The organism is Bacteroidota bacterium, assembly GCA_016706865.1.
GTDB lineage: Bacteria > Bacteroidota > Bacteroidia > Chitinophagales > BACL12 > UBA7236.
Map to the genome: position 1 here is coordinate 1,046,397 of JADJIS010000003.1, position 21,845 is coordinate 1,068,241.

The following is a 21,845-nucleotide window of genomic DNA, read 5'->3' on the forward strand; positions in this document are numbered from 1 at the left end:
CGGTCGGACGGGAGTAATGAATAATGAATATGCCATTAGTAAACCGAATGATTTACTATCTATCTAATTGATCTTGCAAACATGGAACAATTAACTAAAATTGCCGGATTCACGAATGACGATTAACGATTCACGCAACCGGGGTCTCCTTCAATATCTCCAACAAAAATTTCCAAAATTTCTGTACCGAAGCGATATTCACTTTCTCATCCGGTGAATGCGGATGTTTAATTGTTGGTCCGAAAGAGATCATATCCAAACCTTCATAACGTTCACCTAAAATACCACATTCCAATCCCGCGTGAATTGCAAAAACCTTTGGTTTGTCACCAAACATTTTTTCGTATAATTTTTCCATCAGGTCGAGTATTGGCGAGTTGGGATTTGGTGCCCAACCTGGATATGCGCCTGTATGTTGCACATCGCACCCCATTAATTTTAAAGGAGCACCAACAGTATACGCCACATTTAATTTTGCGCTGTCAACCGAAGAACGCTGTAAACTTTGTGTGATAAATTTTCCGTCTTTTATTTGCACACGAGCAAAACTTGAAGATGTTTCCACCAATCCCGGAATTGCAGAACTCATACAAAAAACACCATTACAAACAGACTGAATTGCAGTTGTAATTTTAGTTGTATCGGAAATTGATAATACTTTTTCCGGAGTTGTTATGTGTTCAATATTAATTTTCAAACCTTCATCCTGTAATAAAAATTCTTTTTTTATTTCTGCAGCTCTCTTTTCAAATTCTACTAAGTATTTTTCATCATTAACTGCAATTATTGCAACAGATTCTCTGGGAATTGCATTGCGCAAACTTCCCCCATCAATTTCAGCAATTTGCAATCCGAATTGTTCGCACTGATATAACAATCGGTTCATGATCTTATTTGCGTTTCCTCTCTCCAAATGTATATCCACACCACTATGTCCGCCTTTTAATCCGCTGATGGAAATTTTATATGCCTTCGCTCCTGCTGCAGGTGCTTCTGGTGTATAATTATAACTTGTATTTGTATCAATTCCGCCCGCACAACCAATGGAAAATTCATCATCATCCTCGGTGTCTAAATTCAATAAAATTTTGCCTTCCAATAATCCTTTATCTAATTTAAATGCACCTGTCATTCCCGTTTCTTCATCAATGGTAAACAATGCCTCAATTGCAGGATGCGGAATATCTTTCGATTGCAATAAACTCATAATACTCGCAACACCAATTCCATTATCTGCGCCAAGAGTTGTTCCTTTTGCTTTCACCCATTCGCCATCTATCACCGATTCAATTCCCTGTGCTGCAAAATCAAAATTAGTATCCGCATTTTTTTGATGCACCATATCGAGGTGCGACTGCAATATCACCGTTTTTCTGCCTTCCATTCCCTCGGTCGCGGCTTTGTAAATGATCACATTTCCAACACTATCCACAACAGTTTTCAATCCCAATCCTTCACCAAATGCTTTCATAAAAGCAATGATCTTTTCCTCATGTTTACTCGGCCGCGGAACCGCATTAATATCTTCAAAATTGTTCCATATCTGCTTGGGTTCCAGGTTTCTTATTTCGTTGCTCATAATTTTATTGTTAATTTGAAACACAAATATAGGGCATTCCCCTCGTTCCTCGGGTCAGGCTTTTCGCTGCAAGTCCTCACAAATAGCTGTCGGGAGGACCCGCCAACTATTTGCTCCGGGCTTTCCGCTACAATCCTTAATGCTGGCTCCCTCTTTGCAAAAAAAATTATATTAAATTTAAACTTTCAATTCTTTCAGAAAGATTTGAAAATTGTTTTTTAAATTTTACAGCCCTTATGCTGCGCTTAAAACTAGTATTAATGAACTTTTTTTATTCACAATGGCAACTTAAATTCAAACAAAATATTTTTTTGTTGTAAACTTTGTTGTGCACGAGTTATGGTTTCATCCTCAACATCACTCCATTTAATTCTGGAAATATTATCATCAGGATGTTTAATGGTAAGATCGGTGTTTGTTTCTAATTGGGTGATATTTTCTTGCGTTTCCGTATTTTCCATTCTTTCTGATTCTTTTAAAACATATACGGCAATAGCTACATTTTCCCAGGTGGAGGCATCAATCTGTAAATGTTTTATTTCCCCCAATAATTCCACAACCTCCGCATCCATTAATTTACTTAAAATAGTATTTGACTCTGCGGGAATAAATCCAATTTTAAAATTATTAAAATACAAGGCAATTGCATCCACATCAAATGCATTGTTGGGTTCCCGTCGCAATTCCACCATATCACCTTCCTTCATTTCATTCAGCAAACCAGGACCATCATAATATTTAAATCCCCTAACAAAAGATTTCAATAAATACACCTTTTTATAATGCCGAATTATCCCAACCGGAATGGCCCCTAGGCCTAAAAGTGAAATAAAGGATTTTATGAAGGATGTGCGGTTCATGTGGTGAAGGTAACATTTTATCCAAATATTCATTCGATAAAATTTCCTATATTTGATTGATGAACTACGCATTTTCTAAGGTCTATTTCAGCATCTTACCATTTTTATGCTTTTTAATTACTTCTTGTTCAAATGCACAAAAAAACGAACCCAAAACAGTTGAATTTGTCTCTCAAAAAACCAATCCTTTCAACGATTTAATCCCCACCAACAAAAAAGTATATATGATCGGCGAAGTCCACCTCGACCAGGATGCTCCAACACCTGAAGGCATCGAATATATTATAAAAACTACGCGTATAGAGGATTCAATACGACAATATCTTGTGGAACAATGTGGAGTAAATCACTTCTTGCTTGAAATCCCTTCAAGCCATCAATATTTTTATAATATGTATCTTGAAACCGGAGATGAATCATGGATTCACGATCAAACAACACAAAAATATTTATACGACAGGCTTAGAAACCTACGAAAACTTAAAGAAATAAATCCGGAAATTAAAATTTCCTGCGTTGATATAGATTATCCCAAATATACCAACAAAGTTGCGTTTGCCCTGATTACACTTACATTTTATGACCATTATTCTAAATTATATTACCCACCCTATTATACCGTAGAGGCAATACCTGTTTCAGCAGATCTGAATATTGCAATTTCAATACTTAAAACGGATACCATTAAGATTACAAACATAACCAGACCATTTTTTAAATCACTTATTGTTTTAGTTGTTGGAGGAAATGATGCAGCACCTCAGCTGTATTCAACTTTCGTAAATACTTTAAAGGATAAAAAACTATTGGAAGCATTGCGAGTATATTATGGAAAAGATTATGACCCTATTGTAAATATGATGACAAACTATATTTATGGTTATAACAAAGATTTTTTAAGTCAGGAAATGCTAGACGATCGGGAACATGTTTTGTTTGAGGCGATCAATACTACCATAAAAAAATATCCAAAAGACATCTTTTGTTATCAGGGTGGCGATATTCACACCAGTGCTTCTCCTGAAAAAAACATGGTTCGCCAGCGACTAATATCAGGTTCAGGAATAGAACCATTTTGTATGCATTTATATCCTAAAAACTTTGCAACTATTATTGAAAAGTTATATAAACTTCCTGCGCCTTTGAGTTATGATTTTGAAGGGGAGTATAGTATCAAAAAGATGGATGGTGGGGATTTGGGAGTGAAGGTGAAGTGAAGGCAATTTTAAATAATTTAAAAACCATTGAATCATCAAACCCACTTAAAATTCTCCTCCTTTAATTTCCTTTCACCATTCCAACTGTAAGCACATAAAATACCCTCCTTTGCAACACTGTAATCCAAACAACAAACATTATCAGCCATTAACAAAGGTATGTTTCCTTTTAACCAATAGTGACCAAAAAATACGGGAGGGTCAATAGAAGGATATGGTTCATTTTTTACTTTTATCTCAAAATTTTTCCCCATTCCTGGAAATTCGAAAATAAAATCCCTGGCTTTTAATCCTGTGGGAGACATCCACCATTTAATTCTTCCTCGTTTCCTTAAATTTCCGTCTTTATCATTAAATTTTTCACCTTTCAAATTAACTTCTTTACCCTTAAGTGATTCCTCTACTATCTTAAATTCAACATTTTTCTTTTTAGAACTTTTTAAAAGAAAATTTTTATCTTCTATGTTTTTTAAACTAAATCCCTTAAGTTGCTTAATGTGTTTATTATCCCAACAGGCATGCACAACTCTGAAATTTGAATTTTCAAAATATAATGGTAGTGTTTTGAACCAATTCAAATACATTTCCCACTCCTTTTTATATCCTGCAAATTCATTTAATGTTTGTTTATGTTGGAGTTTGTTTTTTTCAGAATGTGCCCTTAAAGGTTTACCATCCTTGTCCATAGTGTCAAAACAAATAGCATTATACTCATGATTGCCCATTACTGTAAATGCCTCTCCGGCATCACACATCCCTTTTACAATTTCTAGGGTTTCCCTAATTTTAGGCCCACGATCAATGAAATCACCCACAAAAAATGCTTTTCGTTCTGCGTGTTTGTAAACTCCATTTTCATTATTATAATTTAATCCGCTAAGTAATTTTCGGAGAGCATCAGCATGACCATGTATATCTCCGATAAAATCGATTTTGTGATGTGTATTGTTTATATCTAGCATTTTGTGTGTTTATGATGTTTAACTAATATAATAAAGATACAAAATAAAATTGATAAAATTTGTGCAATTGCATTTATTTTTATCTTTATAAATTAAAAGCAATCCTTTTCATTAAAGCTACCTACTACCATGCCTTCCTACCCTTTTCCAAGACTAATCGCAATCGCAAAATTCCTAAAACGCAATAAATATGCATCACTGAAAAGCATAAACCAGCATTTGGAAGATCTGGAATATGAACAATCGCAACGCAGCCTGGAAAGAGATTTTAAAAGGTTAAGAGAAAACCTTCAAATAAAGATTGAATATGATCGTGCCTGTGATGGTTATTATATTGCTGAAGATTCCATTAGTGATCTCGACCATGTTTTTAAAATTGCAGAATATCTGCATTCCGGTGAATTATTGCAAACAATTTTGAGTGAAGGATTGAAAAAAATTAATATCATCGATATGGATAGCAACGGCGAATTGCTTGGTGCCGATTGGCTTGATTTACTTTTAAAATCAATTACGAACAAACAGAGTATTGTCATTACTTACCAATCTTTCAACCATGAGGACCCATTTTCACACGATGTTTCCCCTTGGTTGCTCAAGTTTTATCAGGGACGTTGGTATGTTGTAGGAAATACACATAACGGGTTGCGCATTTTCGGAGTTGATAGGATTCTTGATATCCATTCATCCAATTCTAAATATGTAAAGTATAAAGCAAATCCCAGAGAAATTTTTAAGAATCAAGTCGGTATTTATTATACCACAGAACAGCCCGTGGAAGTTCGTTTTTTAGCAACCCCAGTACATGCAAAATACCTGAACACCCTCAAAATGCATCACAGTCAGAAATATATCGGCAAACAAAAAGAATGGGAATTATATTCTTTATTTGTTACAATTAATTTTGAATTAACACAACAATTTCTACTTGCGGGACAAAGAGTAAAAGTGCTCTCACCACCCGATTTGGTTAACCGTTTAAAGGGTGAAATTAAAAATATGTACAAACTTTATTTTGACTCCGACAGGTAGTGGCGGTTTTCTGCATTTCCTTTGCTTCAAATCGGAATCAATATGAAGCAAGATATTATCCTTCGGGAAAAAAGAAAAAAGTTAAATCAGGCCAAAACTACCTTATGCTGTGAGTTTATCGGGCTTGATTCCATCATTATTGAAGTTATTAATGCTATCACTCCATGGTACCTAATGCCGGATTGGCACAAACGACCGTTTATTGTAAATTTATGGGGCATGACCGGAACGGGAAAAACTTCATTGGTGACCCGACTTTCTGAGTTAATAGAGTTCGATGACCGCACCTTTCAGGTTGATTTAAGTGCAGGATATTTTCGCGATGTGTTTCAGGAGATTAGAAATCATAGAAATGGAAAACAGATGATACTGGTTTTAGATGAATTCCAATTGTTTCGAACTATTGATGAGGACAATAAGGAAACGAAACACAACCGAAAACAAATTTGGGATCTTATAGACAGCGGAAAGTACCAAGATGTCGATTTTCCTTTTCGTATTCAGGAATTACGTTCTGTGATATCAAAAATGCGGTATATGCTAGAACGTGGTGTTCGTGTAAAAAATGGAGTTGTGTTGTCTCATTTTGAATTATATAAAGAATTATTCGACGATGTAAAAACCAATGACGCTGCACAACTATTGTGGTTCTTTCCTAAAGCAGCATGGCCCCTGCTGACCGATTTGGTGTCTGATTATTTTATTCCACAACGTTGGATTGATTATGCAACATCTCATTCAACCTTGGAACAAATTCAGGAATTAGAACGCGTATTAAAAATTGCCTTAAAACCGCAGGAAGTGAATTGCACCCAAGCATTGATATTTGTAATAGGAAATTTAGACGAAGCGTATGGGGTTTCTAATAATATGCGACGCGATATTCATGCAGATGCATTTCATGAAGAAACTAAACGAATTGGAATACAACAAATTAAAAACGCTTTACTTGCTCGTTTCCGTCCTGAACAAATTGCACGTCTAGGCAATTTACATATTTTGTATCCTGCCTTGTCTTCATCAAATTTCATTTTAATAATAAAAGAGGAATTAAAAAAAATAAGAATGGAATTAGGGATTAAAACTAGCGTCGATTTAACTTTTGATAAAAGTGTTGTCGATTTTTTATATGCAGAAGGTGTTTATCCTGCACAGGGCATTAGACCATTACTTTCCACTATTAAAAGTGTGTTGTGGCCAGCAATTTCAAACTTCGCATATTATGTCAAAGGTAAAAAAGAAAGAAATTGGGTTTTAGTATGGGATAATACAAACTTTTCATGGATGTTTACTGCAGGGAAATATAAATTTACACATGCCTATAAACCTGAATCCGAACGCTACATAAATGATCCAATATTGGATGGAGATAAGAAATTAATAGCAGTGCATGAGGCAGGACATGTATTAGGCATGATAACCCTATTAGGAGAAATACCTGACTATATTTACAATAATACGCACAATGGTATTTTATCCGGAGAAGTGCATTTCCGAATTGGGAAGCAATTACAAACTGCAGACACCCTTATTAATCATGTAGCAATAATGCTCGGAGGTTGGGTTGCAGAGGGATTTGTTTTTGGTTCCGATAATAGAACAACCGGAAGTGAAAATGATCTGCGAATGGCAACCGGAATATTATTGAATGCACTTAAAACAGCAGGTGTGGATGAACATCCATATTTCTGGCGCGGTAATGCAGAGCCCGGTGATTCGAACCGTCTTCATGATCGAGAAGGTGCACTTGATGCCCGTGCAAAAAAATTGTTGGATACAGCACAAGCTCGTATGGAGCATAGCCTCAACCAACATCTTGCTCTTTTTCGTAATTTGGTAAGTGCAATTCATAAAGAAAAATATCTGAACAAAAATGCTATCGAAAAAATATTAATGGAAACAAATTTCCAACCATTAATTTCACAAGCAATTCAATTATCAAATACACGAGATGCAGCATTTAATAAATTAATGGAAGGATATTTAACAGAAATTGTTGAACCGCAGAATATAGAAAAAGCAGCTTAAATAAATTAATGTTTACCCAATGGAAAATAAAAGAAAAATGATAACAAAATCCGGTTATATGAAAGGTCTGCAATGTGAGTTGGCTTTTTATAATTGGTGGAATAAAATTGAAGAATCTATTTCCGAAAGTGCTGAAGGCCGCATGAACGATGGAACTGAGGTAGGAAAACTGGCTCAAAAATTAGCACCGGGCGGTGTTGATCTAGATACTTTAGACTTACCAATTTGGACATTAGCTGAGAAAACAAAGGTTTTATTAGAGTCGGCACTCCCAATATATGAAGCCACATTTATTACAGATATCCAACCAAAATTATTATGCAAGGTTGATATATTAGTACCTGATAAAAGAGGATGGCAAATTTGGGAGGTAAAAGCTACTAACAGTGTTAAACCCGAACATATTCAAGACCTCGCATTTCAAACTTTCGTTTTAGAGCGTTGTGGAATAAAGATTACCAAAATTGCTTTGGTGCATTTGAACAAAGAATATATCAGAATAGGACCTTTAAATATCCAGAAATTATTTGTTGTAGAGGATGTCATTGAAGAAGTGCGTGCTGTAATGGTAAGTATCGAAGAAAAATTAAATCAAATGTATACCAATGGTATGCTATCACAAGCACCTCATAAAAATATTGGCGCTCATTGCAATGCACCATATGCCTGTGGATATCAAGATATTTGTTGGAAAACCTTCCCGGAAAAGGATAATATTTACACTATCCCTCGACTTGGTAAAAAAGGCGATTATTATTTCGATTCAGGAATATATCATTTAGAAGATCTTGATCCAAATATTTTAACTGAAAAACAAAGATCAGTGTGGGATGCCCATATTAATAAAACAATTATTAATAATAAAGAGGAAATAATTTCATTTCTAAATGATAGTAACTATCCTCAATATTTTCTAGATTTTGAAACTATTAATCCGGCTATTCCAATTTGGGACAATACAAAACCTTATCAGCAAATTCCGTTTCAGTATAGTTTACATATTATTCGCAAACCCAATGCTGAACCCGAACATCTCGAATTCCTGGATGACGCATCAGGTGCAGATCCCAGACCTTCTTTAAGTTACAAACTCATTCAAGACCTAGGAAATTCCGGGACAATTTGGACGTTCAACCAATCCTTTGAATCTGGTCGCATTAATGAACTCTCCATTTTATTTCCCGAATATAAAAAAGAATTGGGAAATATTTTAAATAGAATAAATGATCTTATTACACCATTTCGTAATCTTTGGTATTATGATCCGGCAATGCAAGGAAGCAGTTCAATAAAAAAAGTATTGCCAGTTTTAGTTCCCGAATTGAACTATGAAAATTTAGAAATTGGTGATGGTGCAACTGCTATGGATATGTTTTTGCGATTAGTAAAAGGTGATTCTGAACTCATATTAAAAAAAGAGGAAATTATGTTTAACTTGCGAGAGTATTGTAAGTTGGATACTTGGGCGATGGTGAAGATTAGGGAGAATTTATTAAATAATTAAAAATAATTAAATTATTTTATTAACAATAAATAAATCTAAAACTATGAAAGAGTTAAATGCAGAAACATTCCTAATTGAACATTTAATACATGAAAAAAAATACCGTGATATTGCAGCGGAGTATGGCGTTCCAACATCTCAACTTACACAATGGTGGGATGAAGAATCGCATCTAAGAATGGTAATTGCCAAATCAAACATTTTATTTAATTCAAGATCAACAGGAGCCCTAGAAGGAAAATACGAAAACAATTTTTTAAACAAGGAGGATTTTTATGATTGGTATAAAGTTCAATCTAGAGTATGTGCATATTGTGGAATTTCTGAAGAGAAGTTGGCAATAATTTTTGATTATGAAAAAGGATCATTAAAAACAAAACGTGGACGTGGTAAATCACTAGAACTTGATAGAGTGGACAGCATTTCGAATGATTATTCCCGTAAAAATTGTGCTTTATCATGTTATCTATGCAATAACCACAAAAGCGATCTCATTACTAAAGATGAATTTATTAAATATTTCGGGCCAAGTTTCTTAAAATACCAGGAAGATAAATATTCCGAAGCTATGGCTAAAAGTGAAACAAAATAAATCTTTGAAATTAAAACAAAGGAAATGGGATTATCTCAAAACTATTTTGATCAATTTAATAAGACGTTTTTGGACTATATTAAAGCCCTGTCAGAAACCAAACTGAATAATATTAAATATTGTCTTTTTTATCCAATGTTAGGCAAAGATTATTTTGATAAAAGAGAAATATTAATAATTGGCAGGGCTGTAAATCTTTGGGGTGAAAAAGAAAAACATTGGGACAGCCTAAGTGCCAATGAAGATATTGTGAAAAATGCAATTGATTTTTCATTACCGTATTATGGTGATACTTGCGCAATAAATTGGGTAAACAAAGATTGGGACAATGACGAATCGCATGTCAGATATTCACCGTTCTGGCAAGTTATTTACAAGTTAATTATGCAACAATACGGTTGCAATGATGCTAATTGGTCCTACAAAATGGCTTGGAGTAATTTATACAAAATTGCCCCGTCAGCAGGTGGTAATCCAAACCGAAAATTAGAATGGCAATCTCAATTAGAAAATTGTAAAAAGTTATTTGAACTTGAAATCTCTGAATTACAACCTAAGAATGTAATCATGATAACAGGTTTAGATGGATGGGCTAAAGATTTTGTAGCCGAATACACCGAAGTAAAGGAAACTTATGTTAAAGCAATAGCCAAAATTGGAAACTCCAACATCATTATCACATCAAGACCGGAAAGAAAACCACAACAGGTATTTATTGATGAAATAGCTAAATACCTGGTCAAATAAGTTAAAGATTATCAAAAATCCACATTATTTATAGCCACAATTCTTATGATACACGATAGTGAAACCAATTTTCTTTATTTAGCCGATAGTTTAAAAAAGAAGAAATATGCTCACTTTTTAACCTGTTTTGAAACAGCACTTGATGCAAATAACATACCTTACCAGTTTCTATCTGAAACAAACGATATTTGGATTATAGATTATATGCCTGTTCAAATAAATGATAATAAATTTGTACAGTTTGAATACAACCCTGATTATCTGCAATCTAAATCAGGACTAAAAACAATTTCTGATGTCGAAAATATCTGCAAATCCATCAAGCTCATTCCGAAAAAATCAACATTAGTAGTAGATGGTGGAAATATTACACAAAACGGCAATGCTGTAATAATGTGCGACAAGGTATTTAAAGAAAATGCTAACCTAAGCGAAAAAGAATTAATAAAACAATTAAAAGATACTTTAGAAATTGAAAAACTCTATTTCGTTCCCTGGGATAAATATGATGTAACCGGTCACGCAGATGGTATGGTTCGATACATTGATGATAAAACTGTTCTCATAAACAACTACTCAAAAGAAAAACCTGAATTTCAACGAGCATTTAGAATGGCTCTATACAACGCAGGACTCGATTGGATTGAACTTCCTTATAAACCCTATGAGAACAAACCATCTACCAGCGCTGAAGGTATTTATTTGAATTATTTGCAAATGAAGCAGGCTATATTTGTTCCGATCTTTAAGCGCAACTCAGATGATATTGCCCTAAGAATATTAGAGAAAGTATTTAAAGGGGAGAATATAGTCCCGATTGAAAGTAATGAGGTGGCAAAAGAAGGTGGGATTTTGAATTGTGTGACATGGAATGTGAAGGGATGGATATAGTTGGAAGTATAAAATCAAAATTTCAAATAATGTACAGGGGAAAATTTAAAATCAAATCAATATGAAAACAACTCAAATAACTGACACAATGCCGTTTACACCTCTATTAATATTAAACAAAGATAAAGACTTTATTATAGATACCGAATTTTACCATGGCGAGACCCTCAACAACCAGCCTATAATAAATGGCAAATGTGCTGGGGTTTATATTATGGGCTTTTTACACCCCAATAAGCCAAAATGGTTTATTCCCTATTATGTTGGGATGGCAGGAAAAGACACTGTTATTGAAAGAGTTAGGAGTCATGTTTCAAAAATTTATTCCCCAAAAAGTACTTACAGGCGACTGACAACTAACTATTTTCTTGGTTTAAACGGGATGGTTCCATTTTACAAAGATCCTAATTTTCCATTATATACATGTGAAACACGCAGACCTAATTTAAAACAAGAAAACGAATGGTTAAAAAAAATTGATAGCAATTTTGAGAAATACATATTTTATCTTCACAACAGAGAATTTTTTTTATTAGCTGATCCTTTCCTTAGTAGTCAAAAAAAGCAAGATATTAAAACCCAGTTAAAGGATTTGCCGACACAATGGTCAATTAAGAATGGTTGTAAAGAATTTTTTGGCCAAAATAAACATAATTTAAGATTTATTTATTGGGATATAAACGAGAGTGCATTTAAGCCGCAATTTGAGGATAAAGAAACATTTGCCACCACTGAGGATATGATTAAATATATGGAAATTTTTGAAGCAATAACCAAATTTTCCCTAGCCGGAAAAACTTCGGGCTCAAGCATTACACTTGAAATCTTAAAAGAACGTATGGCTTCTTGTAATATGAAAATAACTTTCATTAATTCGATTGATGCTAATCTTAACTATATTTTTAGAAAAAATCCTTCATTAAATTACCATTCTGAGGATGAATTAAAAAGTGCATATAATAAGGAAAATCCATACACGACAACAGTCCAGTCCTTAGAGTAGTTTACTCAACTCGTCGGCATGGCCGTGAATATCTCTGATGAAATCGATTTTGTGGTGTGTTTCGTTTATATTAAGGATAAGGTAATATTCAATTTCGAAAATGTTTAAATAACATACTATGAAACTTTGAATTATTTAATTCATAAGAAAATATTTTTTTTTGAAACACTTTAGTTTTTTCCTTAAATGAGTTGCCAGCCTTTATTCCAGAATAAGTAATTTCTAGATTTTCATTTATAAATTCAAGATAAATAGCTATAATTTCATTTAACACTTTTTTTTCTTCCGAATTTAAAGATACCCTCTCGTGCTTATGCAGATAATCATATAAATGATCCGCAGTTTCAAGTCGATTTAGTGATGCGATTAAAATAGGGTCATAGGAATAAAATGAAGGAAGTGACCTACCAAAAGACGAGATTGGTGACAAAGAATTATAATTTTTATATCCCGGCATGGTGGAAAAATCATTTTCATATATTCTAATGTTAAGTAGAACAACTAACCCCATAATGGAAGGTGAAAACGACCGTTTTTCATTAACATCTTTACTTATTACGAAGCCTAAATCCCTTAAATCGTTTAGAGCGAATCGCAAATTAGTTTTACATCTCGTAGCTCCTGATGCCGTAACAACTATATCTGCAAGAGTAAATTCAGACTTAAATTTTTCGATAAATATGTCTATCAATTTAAACAAGTCTAATTCCGGCAGATATTCACGAGCCAAAAGCTGAAGGAAATTAAACTGGTAATCAACTGCACGATATGCATCTTTCGCGGCAATACTGCTGAAATTCTGTAAAATGCTGTTGGAAAGAATAGATGTATCTATGCGGTCGTTTAATTTATATTCCCTTCTTAATTTAATAAAAAAACTTTCTAAGTCAAAAACAAATTTATTTACCCTTGATCCTACATTCTTTTTGCCATCAGCTAAAATTATAGTATTATCAGCAACTTCATCAATAAATTGCTTAATAAGATATTTAATTGTATCTGCAGATTCATTCATATAGGTTCCAGATTATTAACAACTATTAATTAAAGTGTACTAAACAAAAGAGAATATAAAATAATGCTCACCCCAGCGCTTATACCATAATTTATCCATATTTTTCGTTTCTTAATATCTAGTGCTTGGTCTGTATATCCATTTAAATAATCTTGATTTTCTCCTATAATGGGATCCTGTTCCGGGATATTTAAATTTTCTAAAGATGGTTCTGTAGATGAACATACAACTGCAGGTATTAAACCAAATAAAGGTGAGATTAAAATTGTTGTAAATACGGTACCTCCTGATCCACAATTTTTACCATGATAATATTTCATTGCGTCCTGTTGTCCCTCTAAATATAAATTACCTAAATCCTCTTCCTCCTCAAATATTTCTTCCTCCTCTTCAATATTTGTAAATACATCCTTACTGCCGTTGGGATAAGTTATTGAAAACACATCCGATTTCAAAACTGAATAAATTGGGGCAATGCCTTCCTTTTGATACTTGATTTCATAAACTCCGACTTCCAATACTTTACATTTTATATCTTCACCGGTTTGCAAGGTAAGAATATCATTATACTGACTATTACTGGTTGTTTGTGAAGAGCCAAAGAGAGAAATTGAAATTAAATAAATAAAAAATGTTACTTTTTTCATAATATTTTTTCTATTTAAACTAAAAGTGATTGAATTATTCCGTTTTAATAAATAATTTTTTAATAATATAGTCTTATTCCAATTGATTTTGATAATGGGTTGACACCGAAATCAAATTTCAAGTTATTGCTTGTTAGAAATCCATTTCTTTTATTCCATTTCATGGCGTACAACGGAGCGTTAATAATTGAGCCAATGTAAACACCTGAAAAAGCCAAACCCATAACCAGGTCGAGGTTATCATTTAATTCATCATCATTTAGATGGTATTGAATAAATCCTGCTAAAATCGCCTCGGTAAAAAAGATGATTAAACCTGTTTTTACCTGACCATTATACATTTGACCTGTACCTGGAACCAAGGCTGAAAGTAAAAAAGAGACTCCGGGATTTTTATCATGTTGAATAAGTGTAATGTTACTGGGGTTGTCTTCATTAGTTGAAACTTGTGCAATTGAGTTAGTGAGAATGCATAACATTAAAATAGTGATTGAAAATTTCATACATGCAGTTTAAGTGGTTAAGAAATTTCGATTTACATTCAAAGACCACGCAACAACATACAGTTTATAACGAAAAATGATATCCGATTTGAAATGTAATGCAGTAAGGTGTGGTTTTCAGCTCTAAGATATGAAAATATTTATTTTTTACCTTACTTTCCTTAATCGACCACCTATCACGGATATACCCGAGCCAATCAAACCCAAGTATATAATTTTATTTATACCCGCCAAAAGCAGTGCTTCTGCAATGCTTTCTCAATTAGAACAAAACGATGGCACCGGAATTATATTTAATACCGAAGCCGATGCAGCCGGAAACGCACTTAAACAAGATTGGGGGAATTATTCTGAAATGTTGAGGAAAGCATGGCATCACGAAGCGATAAGTTGCCTTAGAAGGGCTGAAATGCAGTTTTCAGAGGTTCCCGAGCCACGTTTAAGCGTTCTTTTATCTGGAACGCCATCACAGGTAAACGGAATCATTAAATCAGCTGAGGATGGTTTACTGAGTAGAATATTGTTTTATGCTTTCGCAGGAAAACCGGAATGGATTGATGTTTCACCCGAAGGCAATAAAACCAACCTAACCCAACATTACAAGCAAATGGGAAGAAAGCTAAAAGATATTTATGATTATTATAATCAAAACCCCACTGGATTTGACCTTAATGCCGATCAATGGAACCAACTAAATAAATTATGTGAGCAACGCCTTAAGGAGGTTCATGCCTTGTTTGATGAAGACGCGACCAGTGTAGTTAAAAGATTGGGGGTAATTTGGTTCAGAATGGCTATGATTCTGACCTGCATCAGGAATTACGAAGAAAAAAACAAAACCTGCGAATTGCTTTGCTCCGTGACTGATTTTAATACGGCACAAGAATTATTTGAAATATTCCTGAAACACTCAAAATTGGTTTACAGCAATCTTTCAAAGGTTTCAAATACTCTAAACCCCATGAAACAAAGGTTTTACGATAGATTACCTGTCATTTGGTTTACAAGTAAAGAAGCCTATTCAATAGCTAAAGAATTTAATTTGGAAAACAGGACGGTAAGGAAATACCTTAAGGAATTTTGTGATATCAAACTGGTTGAAAAGGGAAAAATCGGAAATTATAGGAAGTTACTGATGCCAACCATGCCAAGTATGCCGGGATGAAAGGTGGCATGGATGGCATAGTTGGCATGGAGAGATACCTAATTTGTGCCAAACCTGAATTAAGATGTGGAGATTTCATAAATTCGCAAATTAATATATTCCCGTAGAATCCTAAAACAGTTAAGTGCAATGACAAAATTTAAACTCTTTTTTTTATCAATATTTTTTACAGCTCATCAAACCTTTGCGCAAACAGCTACTGAAATCGCAAAATCTGCAATCAATTCAACAGTTTCGATTGTTGCTTTAGACCAGATTGCCCAGCCACTTGGCTATGGCTCTGGATTTATAATAGATGACGAACTAATTGTAACAAACGTTCACGTTATTGAGGGATGTAATTCAGCATATATTTTAAAAAATGGAGAGGAGAAAAAATATACTGTTAGCGGATATGTTGCGATTGACAAAACCAACGATTTAGTGATTTTAAAAGTATCCGGTCTCTCGGGAACTAAAGTTACATTAGGTAACGATTCCTTACCAAACATTGGAGAGAAAATTTATGCCGTAGGCAATCCTAAAGGGTTAAATGGAACATTTTCTGAAGGAATTATAAGTGGTATTCGCAAAATGATAGCGGATGAGGTTTTGCAAATAACAGCACCAATTTCACCAGGTAGCAGTGGAGGCCCTGTATTAAATTCCAACGCCCAAGTAGTTGGGATTGCCTTTGCAAGTTTTACGGAAGGACAAAATTTAAACTTCGCAATTCCAGTAAAATATTTATTGATATTGAAAACAAAAATGGGCTCACTCACTGCCCTCTCTACAGTTAAAGTAGAATTAAAACCTAAAACAAGTGTTAATACTGATATAAAAGAAGGTGTTTCGATTAGGGATATTTCAGTGGAGTATGGTCATTATATTGCTTTTTCCATAAAAAATAATCTCTCTAATAAAATTAGCAATGTCGTAATTTTATTTTTAATCTATGATGAAACAGGAACTGTTGTAGATTATGTTCAAACATCTCGGTATGACTGTAATAATGTTTTGAACTGTGGAATAGAACCATATTTAGCCAAATCTTTTGTTTATGGAAGTGGAGGCGTTGAATTTCATGCAAGTTCTTGTTCATTTATAAAAGCAAGAGTTTTAGATTTTAAAATAAATGAATAATAAAAATCAAAAAAATATCCATAATAATCTATCCGTTTAAATTTTATATGTTAAGATTTTATTAACACGAGAAATAAATAATGAAAAATCTATTCATTGAGAATAGAAATAAAATCTTCAGCAATTATTTTGAAAGAACAAAATTTCCGAATTGAAAATAACACAATGATAAATTTAATAATACATGCAAAACCACAACGAAATATCCGAGTTCATTTGGAACATCAAAGAACATATCCGGGATGAGTATGCCGAAAAAGATTATGAAGAAGTCATCCTCCCCTTTACACTGTTAAGACGTATCGACTGCGTATTGGAAGGCACACACGAAGCGGTTTTAAAAGCCAATGAAAAATTCAAAGACACTGCTTCTCCCGAAGTGCTTGACCAGTTATTGAAAAAAGCAGCCGGACAAAACTTTTATAACAAGTCCGATTTTACTTTGCTAGGGCTTACAAAAGACATCAACAACATTGGCGAGAACTTTAATTCATACCTCAATGGTTTTAGTGAAAACATCAAAGACATTCTTTTAAACTTCAGCGGTGGTCCCGAAAAAGGCCTATCCCCTATTTACGAAACCCTATTACGTAAAGGCTTACTGCTTATTGTTACCAAAGAATTTGTTTCTCCCAAAATTGATTTACATCCCGATAAAGTGAACAACCATGCGATGGGAACCATCTTTGAAATTTTGATTCGCAAATCAAAAGAAACAAGCAACGAAAAAGCAGGGCAGTATTTTACCCCTCGAGAAATTGTGCGATTGATGGTGAACCTAGTGTTTGCCAATGAAACGGAAAAACTACAAAAAGCAGGTGCAGGTATAAATATTTACGACCCATGTTGCGGAACCGGTGGAATGTTAACCACCGCGAAAGATTATTTGCAGGAAACCATAAATAAAAACTTAGATGTTTGGGTTTATGGACAAGAAATAAACGAAAAAACTTATGCGATTGCCAAATCTGATTTGCTAATAAAAGGCGAAGATGCCGAAAACATTAAGCACGGCAATACCATTACTAAAGACCGCTTGATTGGCAAAACTTTTAACTACATGCTTACTAATCCGCCATTTGGTGACGATTGGAAAAACATGCGTGAGTTTGTAGAAAACGAAGCCGAAGAAAAAGGTTTTAGTGGACGCTTTGGTGCAGGCACTCCCGATGTAAGCGATGGTTCGTTTTTGTTTCTACAACACATGATTAGCAAAATGAACCCTCAAGGCAGCACTATTGGTATAGTGTTTAATGGTTCTCCGCTGTTTAATGGCGATGCAGGCGGTGGTTGGAGTAACATAAGAGGTTGGATAATGGACGACCCACACGATTTGTTGGATTGCATTGTAGCCATGCCAAAAGATTTGTTTTATGGCACAGGCATTGGATCTTACGTATGGATATTGAACAATAAAAAACCCGCCAGCCGCAAAGGCAAAGTGCAACTGATAAATGCCATACACCCTCGCTTTACAAAAAAAATAAAAGCATTAGGTAAAAAGCAATACGAAATAAGTGAAAGCGGCATTAGCCTTATAACCGATATTTATAAAGACTATAAAAATTTTAATATTAAAGTTGTCGAAGATGATCCTTACAAAACGGACAAAAAAATTGAACGCACTGTTGAAATAAGCAAGATTTACGATGTTACCGATTTTAAATACACCAAAGTAACTGTAGAACGACCATTGCGTTTGGCCTATGAAATTACTAAAGAAAAAATTGAAGCCTTAAAAGAACACCCTAAGTTTAAGGAATTTACCACAACCAAAAAGAAAGACAAAGCTGCTGCCGAAGCCGATATTGCCAAGGGCAAAGCCATACAAGAAAAAATACTAAAAGCATTAAATACGCTAAAGGGCAATCCAAGAGAAATGAACGATGCCAAATTTTTTGCTGTATTTGAAAAAACTTTTGGAAGCCAACCCGGCAAACCATTGCTAAAAATGTATAGAGATACTTTGGGAGAAAAGGACGAAGAATCCGAAGTGGTTTTTGCAGACCCATTTGATGTACCTAAGCAAAAAGGGCGTGTATGCGACTGGGCAGAAAAACCAATGCAAGACACCGATCTACGTGATAGCGAAAGCATAAAATGGAAAGAAGACATTACCGAATACTTTGAAAGGGAAGTATTGCCCTTTGCCCCCGATGCATGGATGGACAGAGAGAAGGATAAAATTGGCTACGAAATACCGTTTACCAAATTCTTTTACGAATACAAACCCCTGCGTGATTTGAAATTAATCATGGCGGATATTGAAGAACTGGAAGAACAAACAGAAGATTTATTGGCTGAAATAAAAGAAGTGGCCGAATGAGAAAGTATCCGAAATATAAAGCAACTGGTATTGATGGTATTGGCTATGTTCCTGAACATTGGAAAATTATTAAATTAAAATACATAGCTAAAATCTATAATGGTCAAGACCAAAAAGATGTTTTAGATGAAAATGGGAAATATCCTATATATGGTTCTGGTGGCATTTTTGGATATGCAAATCAATATTTATTTGAAGGGCCAAGTGTATTATTAGGTAGAAAAGGAACCGTTGACAAACCAAGGCTTGTGCAAACGCCTTTTTGGTCAGTCGATACTGCATACTATACCAAAATTTCAAAGAAGGTTAATACCCTTATATTTTATCACTTATGTAATCAAATTAACTTTGATTTTTACATATATGGTTCTGCAATACCAAGTATGACGGCAAGGGATCTAAACGAAATTAAATTCCCTCTTTCACCTCTACCCGAACAAACCGCCATCGTTCGTTTTCTCGATTACAAAACACGGCAAATAGATAGCTTTATTGCCAACCGCCAAAATCAAATTGTGTTGTTGAAGGAGCAGTTGCATTTCAAAATTAATCAGGCAATTACTAAAGGTATTAATTCTAAGGCTAAATATAAACAGACTGATATAAAATATGTTCCTGAAATACCAGAACATTGGGATATACGAAAATTCAAAAGCCTGACTTCTATTCTTACCTGTGGTGTAGCAGCTACTCCAGAATATGTTAACGAAAGTGAAGGTATTGCATTTTTATCAGCACAAAATTGCAGACCATTTGCAATGGACTTAAGTAAGTTTAATTACATAAAACCAGCACTCCACAAACAACTTATAAGATATAAAAAGCCACAAAAGGGAGATGTATTAGTTACAAGAGTTGGTGCAGGCATAGGGCAGGCTTGTATAATTGACACTGATTTAGAATTTTCAGTATATGTGAGTTTGACACATATTAGACCTAATAAAGAAATATTAAGCGAATATATTGTTTACTTTTTCAATACAGAATATTGTTACCAATTAAATCACGAAGGAACTGTCGTAGCAGGTGGCCAAGGAAATTTAAATGTAAAAAATGTAGAACGTTATCGTATTCCATTACCACCATTTGAAGAACAAAAACAAATCATTTCCTATCTCGATAATTTCAGATTAGAAATGGATAACCTTATTTCCAAATACCAAAAGCAAATAGATTTAATGCTGGAATATAGGACTTCATTAATCAGCCAAGCAGTAACTGGTAAAATAGATGTGAGAGAATGGCAACAAAAAAAGCAACAAAAACAGTATGAGATTTGATTCACAATTAGAAGAAAGTTTTTACAGACGCTTTACTGAACTCAATTTAAAGTTCATTACAAGTAAAAAGGCTTATGATATCAGGTTAACAAGGCCTATAAAAAGGAATGTGCCTTATGACTTCTCGATTGAAATATCAAATAGGACAATAGCCATTATTGAACTTAAGAGCCGTCAATTTATTGATGTATACGATTATTCTAAAATTGAAAAATACGCTTCTCAAAATAACATACGATTAGTAATTTTAAGTGATGGCGAAACATTCATTATAACAGACCGTAGGAATCCTAATACTAAAGGGACCGTAAGTTTTAATGAATTTGTTGAAATCCTTAATAGTAAAGAGGAAATTGATGTAAATAAACTAAAACAAGAAATAGCAGACAAAATAAAAGGCATAATCACGAATAGTAATTTTCAGTTTTTAAAAGAGCAATTAGATGGTCTACTTAATCAAATTTCCAATGGAATTGACTTTAACGAAATAGATCAAAGTTTTTCATTCAGAAATCCAACTGATATAAACAATATTGAAAACAGAATATTTCGACTGCTATTAAAAGAAGATAAACAACTTACAAAAATCTATCGTTACACAACATTAAATACAATTTACTCAATGCTTAATTACAATTCATTTCGTATGAATTGTCTTGTAGGCATGAATGATACGACAGAAGTAAATTATGCTGAGAATTATATCACTGGAACTAATCGTGATTATACTCAAGCCCCTTGGCAATCAATAGATGCATATAACAGAAGATTTATCTCTTCATGCTCTCTAAAAGAAGACGATTTGACACAATGGAGACTTTATGCTGACGACTCAAAAGGCGTGTGCCTTGTATTTAGTGTTGATGAAAAATTACTTAACACCAAGTTTGTCCTTAAAAGAATAAGCTATGGCGAAAAAGATGGAAACCATCCTGAATTAGATTTTATAAAACAAATAATAGCTACTTTAAAAGACGAATTAAATATTGATTTTGAGTTTAAAACATTGACAACTTGGCGACATTTTTTCAAACCATTTGATTATACCGTAGAAGCTGAAGTTCGTTTGCTTTTTGTTTTACATGACGAAGACGTGAAAAAAGGATGGTTATTAACTAGCAGCCACAGCATTTTAAACCCGTATGTTGAATTTAAACTTAATGATGATGGGCTTCCAGTTCAATTAACCGAAATTGTTCTTGGTCCTAAATGCCCGGAAAAGGAAATCAATCAAAAGCAGTTTGAGCAAATAATTAGAGAATTGAGACGCAAAAAGAAAAAGAAAACTATAAACAACAAAGAACAAGAAGGTGATGAATACAATATTCCAAAACTTTCTGTGTCAATCAGCAAAATAAAAAACTACAGATAG

Annotated in this window: 19 protein-coding genes; 13 read left to right on the forward strand and 6 right to left on the reverse strand. The window is 33.9% G+C overall.

Annotated features, from left to right (window positions below; genetic code table 11):
- Window positions 1-130 precede the first annotated feature (130 nt).
- Window positions 131-1,579 (reverse strand): aminoacyl-histidine dipeptidase, encoded by a 1,449-nt coding sequence (locus IPI31_13860; protein MBK7568902.1) that lies wholly within the window; start codon window positions 1,577-1,579, stop codon window positions 131-133.
- Between the two features lie 275 nt (window positions 1,580-1,854).
- Window positions 1,855-2,439 (reverse strand): HIRAN domain-containing protein, encoded by a 585-nt coding sequence (locus IPI31_13865; protein MBK7568903.1) that lies wholly within the window; start codon window positions 2,437-2,439, stop codon window positions 1,855-1,857.
- Window positions 2,440-2,663: 224 nt separating this feature from the next.
- On the opposite strand from IPI31_13865, the gene IPI31_13870 reads away from it, so the two are divergent.
- A complete protein-coding gene (locus IPI31_13870; protein MBK7568904.1) occupies window positions 2,664-3,656 on the forward strand; it encodes a hypothetical protein in 993 nt (330 codons plus the stop codon).
- Between the two features lie 35 nt (window positions 3,657-3,691).
- Here IPI31_13870 and IPI31_13875 read toward each other — a convergent pair whose 3' ends face one another.
- Window positions 3,692-4,618, reverse strand: a complete 927-nt coding sequence (locus IPI31_13875; GenBank protein MBK7568905.1) for a metallophosphoesterase — start codon at window positions 4,616-4,618, stop codon at window positions 3,692-3,694.
- Between the two features lie 129 nt (window positions 4,619-4,747).
- On the opposite strand from IPI31_13875, the gene IPI31_13880 reads away from it, so the two are divergent.
- From IPI31_13880 to IPI31_13910, 7 genes are all read left to right on the forward strand, one after another.
- Window positions 4,748-5,650, forward strand: a complete 903-nt coding sequence (locus tag IPI31_13880) for a WYL domain-containing protein (GenBank protein ID MBK7568906.1) — start codon at window positions 4,748-4,750, stop codon at window positions 5,648-5,650.
- A 42-nt stretch (window positions 5,651-5,692) separates the two neighbouring features.
- Window positions 5,693-7,678: a hypothetical protein gene (locus tag IPI31_13885; GenBank protein ID MBK7568907.1), complete on the forward strand. Its 1,986-nt coding sequence runs from the start codon at window positions 5,693-5,695 to the stop codon at window positions 7,676-7,678.
- Between the two features lie 37 nt (window positions 7,679-7,715).
- Complete coding sequence (locus IPI31_13890; GenBank protein ID MBK7568908.1) at window positions 7,716-9,182, forward strand: DUF2779 domain-containing protein; 1,467 nt, start codon at window positions 7,716-7,718, stop codon at window positions 9,180-9,182.
- A gap of 43 nt (window positions 9,183-9,225) precedes the next feature.
- Window positions 9,226-9,774, forward strand: coding sequence for a hypothetical protein (locus IPI31_13895; protein MBK7568909.1), 549 nt, complete (start codon window positions 9,226-9,228; stop codon window positions 9,772-9,774).
- 24 nt (window positions 9,775-9,798) lie between these two features.
- The gene (locus IPI31_13900; GenBank protein MBK7568910.1) at window positions 9,799-10,521 is read left to right on the forward strand and encodes a hypothetical protein; all 723 of its coding nucleotides are present in this window, start codon (window positions 9,799-9,801) and stop codon (window positions 10,519-10,521) included.
- Window positions 10,522-10,566: 45 nt separating this feature from the next.
- On the forward strand, window positions 10,567-11,412 hold the full coding sequence (locus tag IPI31_13905; GenBank protein MBK7568911.1) for an agmatine deiminase family protein: 846 nt from the start codon (window positions 10,567-10,569) through the stop codon (window positions 11,410-11,412).
- Between the two features lie 61 nt (window positions 11,413-11,473).
- Window positions 11,474-12,415 carry a hypothetical protein gene (locus IPI31_13910; protein ID MBK7568912.1) on the forward strand — a complete coding sequence of 314 codons (942 nt, stop codon included), beginning with the start codon at window positions 11,474-11,476 and terminating at the stop codon, window positions 12,413-12,415.
- 88 nt (window positions 12,416-12,503) lie between these two features.
- On the opposite strand, the gene IPI31_13915 is transcribed toward IPI31_13910, so the two are convergent.
- From IPI31_13915 to IPI31_13925, 3 genes are read right to left on the reverse strand one after another with little or no spacing between them, the layout of a single operon-like run.
- Window positions 12,504-13,430 carry a hypothetical protein gene (locus tag IPI31_13915; protein ID MBK7568913.1) on the reverse strand — a complete coding sequence of 309 codons (927 nt, stop codon included), beginning with the start codon at window positions 13,428-13,430 and terminating at the stop codon, window positions 12,504-12,506.
- Window positions 13,431-13,459: 29 nt separating this feature from the next.
- Window positions 13,460-14,077 (reverse strand): hypothetical protein, encoded by a 618-nt coding sequence (locus IPI31_13920; GenBank protein MBK7568914.1) that lies wholly within the window; start codon window positions 14,075-14,077, stop codon window positions 13,460-13,462.
- Between the two features lie 59 nt (window positions 14,078-14,136).
- Complete coding sequence (locus IPI31_13925; protein MBK7568915.1) at window positions 14,137-14,580, reverse strand: hypothetical protein; 444 nt, start codon at window positions 14,578-14,580, stop codon at window positions 14,137-14,139.
- A 130-nt stretch (window positions 14,581-14,710) separates the two neighbouring features.
- On the opposite strand from IPI31_13925, the gene IPI31_13930 reads away from it, so the two are divergent.
- The 5 genes from IPI31_13930 to IPI31_13950 all read left to right on the forward strand — a co-directional run bounded on the left by IPI31_13930 (window position 14,711) and on the right by IPI31_13950 (window position 21,845).
- Window positions 14,711-15,745 carry a DUF3987 domain-containing protein gene (locus IPI31_13930; protein ID MBK7568916.1) on the forward strand — a complete coding sequence of 345 codons (1,035 nt, stop codon included), beginning with the start codon at window positions 14,711-14,713 and terminating at the stop codon, window positions 15,743-15,745.
- A 129-nt stretch (window positions 15,746-15,874) separates the two neighbouring features.
- Entirely contained in the window at window positions 15,875-16,867 is a 993-nt protein-coding gene (locus IPI31_13935) for a serine protease (GenBank protein MBK7568917.1), read from the forward strand.
- Window positions 16,868-17,051: 184 nt separating this feature from the next.
- Entirely contained in the window at window positions 17,052-19,193 is a 2,142-nt protein-coding gene (locus IPI31_13940; GenBank protein MBK7568918.1) for an SAM-dependent DNA methyltransferase, read from the forward strand.
- Window positions 19,190-20,473, forward strand: coding sequence for a restriction endonuclease subunit S (locus IPI31_13945; protein ID MBK7568919.1), 1,284 nt, complete (start codon window positions 19,190-19,192; stop codon window positions 20,471-20,473). The genes IPI31_13940 and IPI31_13945 overlap by 4 nt, the downstream gene beginning before the upstream one ends.
- On the forward strand, window positions 20,463-21,845 hold the full coding sequence (locus IPI31_13950; GenBank protein MBK7568920.1) for a DUF2971 domain-containing protein: 1,383 nt from the start codon (window positions 20,463-20,465) through the stop codon (window positions 21,843-21,845). The genes IPI31_13945 and IPI31_13950 overlap by 11 nt, the downstream gene beginning before the upstream one ends.

What these genes read in the sequence shown, in the direction of transcription:
- IPI31_13905 (MBK7568911.1), top strand. Translation starts at nt 10,567, where the DNA reads ATGATACACGATAGTGAAACCAATTTTCTTTATTTAGCCGATAGTTTA.
- IPI31_13940 (MBK7568918.1), top strand. Translation starts at nt 17,052, where the DNA reads ATGCAAAACCACAACGAAATATCCGAGTTCATTTGGAACATCAAAGAA.
- IPI31_13880 (MBK7568906.1), top strand. Translation starts at nt 4,748, where the DNA reads ATGCCTTCCTACCCTTTTCCAAGACTAATCGCAATCGCAAAATTCCTA.
- IPI31_13935 (MBK7568917.1), top strand. Translation starts at nt 15,875, where the DNA reads ATGACAAAATTTAAACTCTTTTTTTTATCAATATTTTTTACAGCTCAT.
- IPI31_13890 (MBK7568908.1), top strand. Translation starts at nt 7,716, where the DNA reads ATGATAACAAAATCCGGTTATATGAAAGGTCTGCAATGTGAGTTGGCT.
- IPI31_13910 (MBK7568912.1), top strand. Translation starts at nt 11,474, where the DNA reads ATGAAAACAACTCAAATAACTGACACAATGCCGTTTACACCTCTATTA.
- IPI31_13925 (MBK7568915.1), bottom strand. Translation starts at nt 14,580, where the DNA reads ATGAAATTTTCAATCACTATTTTAATGTTATGCATTCTCACTAACTCA.
- IPI31_13875 (MBK7568905.1), bottom strand. Translation starts at nt 4,618, where the DNA reads ATGCTAGATATAAACAATACACATCACAAAATCGATTTTATCGGAGAT.
- IPI31_13950 (MBK7568920.1), top strand. Translation starts at nt 20,463, where the DNA reads ATGAGATTTGATTCACAATTAGAAGAAAGTTTTTACAGACGCTTTACT.
- IPI31_13915 (MBK7568913.1), bottom strand. Translation starts at nt 13,430, where the DNA reads ATGAATGAATCTGCAGATACAATTAAATATCTTATTAAGCAATTTATT.
- IPI31_13895 (MBK7568909.1), top strand. Translation starts at nt 9,226, where the DNA reads ATGAAAGAGTTAAATGCAGAAACATTCCTAATTGAACATTTAATACAT.
- IPI31_13865 (MBK7568903.1), bottom strand. Translation starts at nt 2,439, where the DNA reads ATGAACCGCACATCCTTCATAAAATCCTTTATTTCACTTTTAGGCCTA.
- IPI31_13920 (MBK7568914.1), bottom strand. Translation starts at nt 14,077, where the DNA reads ATGAAAAAAGTAACATTTTTTATTTATTTAATTTCAATTTCTCTCTTT.
- IPI31_13860 (MBK7568902.1), bottom strand. Translation starts at nt 1,579, where the DNA reads ATGAGCAACGAAATAAGAAACCTGGAACCCAAGCAGATATGGAACAAT.
- IPI31_13945 (MBK7568919.1), top strand. Translation starts at nt 19,190, where the DNA reads ATGAGAAAGTATCCGAAATATAAAGCAACTGGTATTGATGGTATTGGC.
- IPI31_13885 (MBK7568907.1), top strand. Translation starts at nt 5,693, where the DNA reads ATGAAGCAAGATATTATCCTTCGGGAAAAAAGAAAAAAGTTAAATCAG.
- IPI31_13900 (MBK7568910.1), top strand. Translation starts at nt 9,799, where the DNA reads ATGGGATTATCTCAAAACTATTTTGATCAATTTAATAAGACGTTTTTG.
- IPI31_13930 (MBK7568916.1), top strand. Translation starts at nt 14,711, where the DNA reads ATGAAAATATTTATTTTTTACCTTACTTTCCTTAATCGACCACCTATC.
- IPI31_13870 (MBK7568904.1), top strand. Translation starts at nt 2,664, where the DNA reads ATGATCGGCGAAGTCCACCTCGACCAGGATGCTCCAACACCTGAAGGC.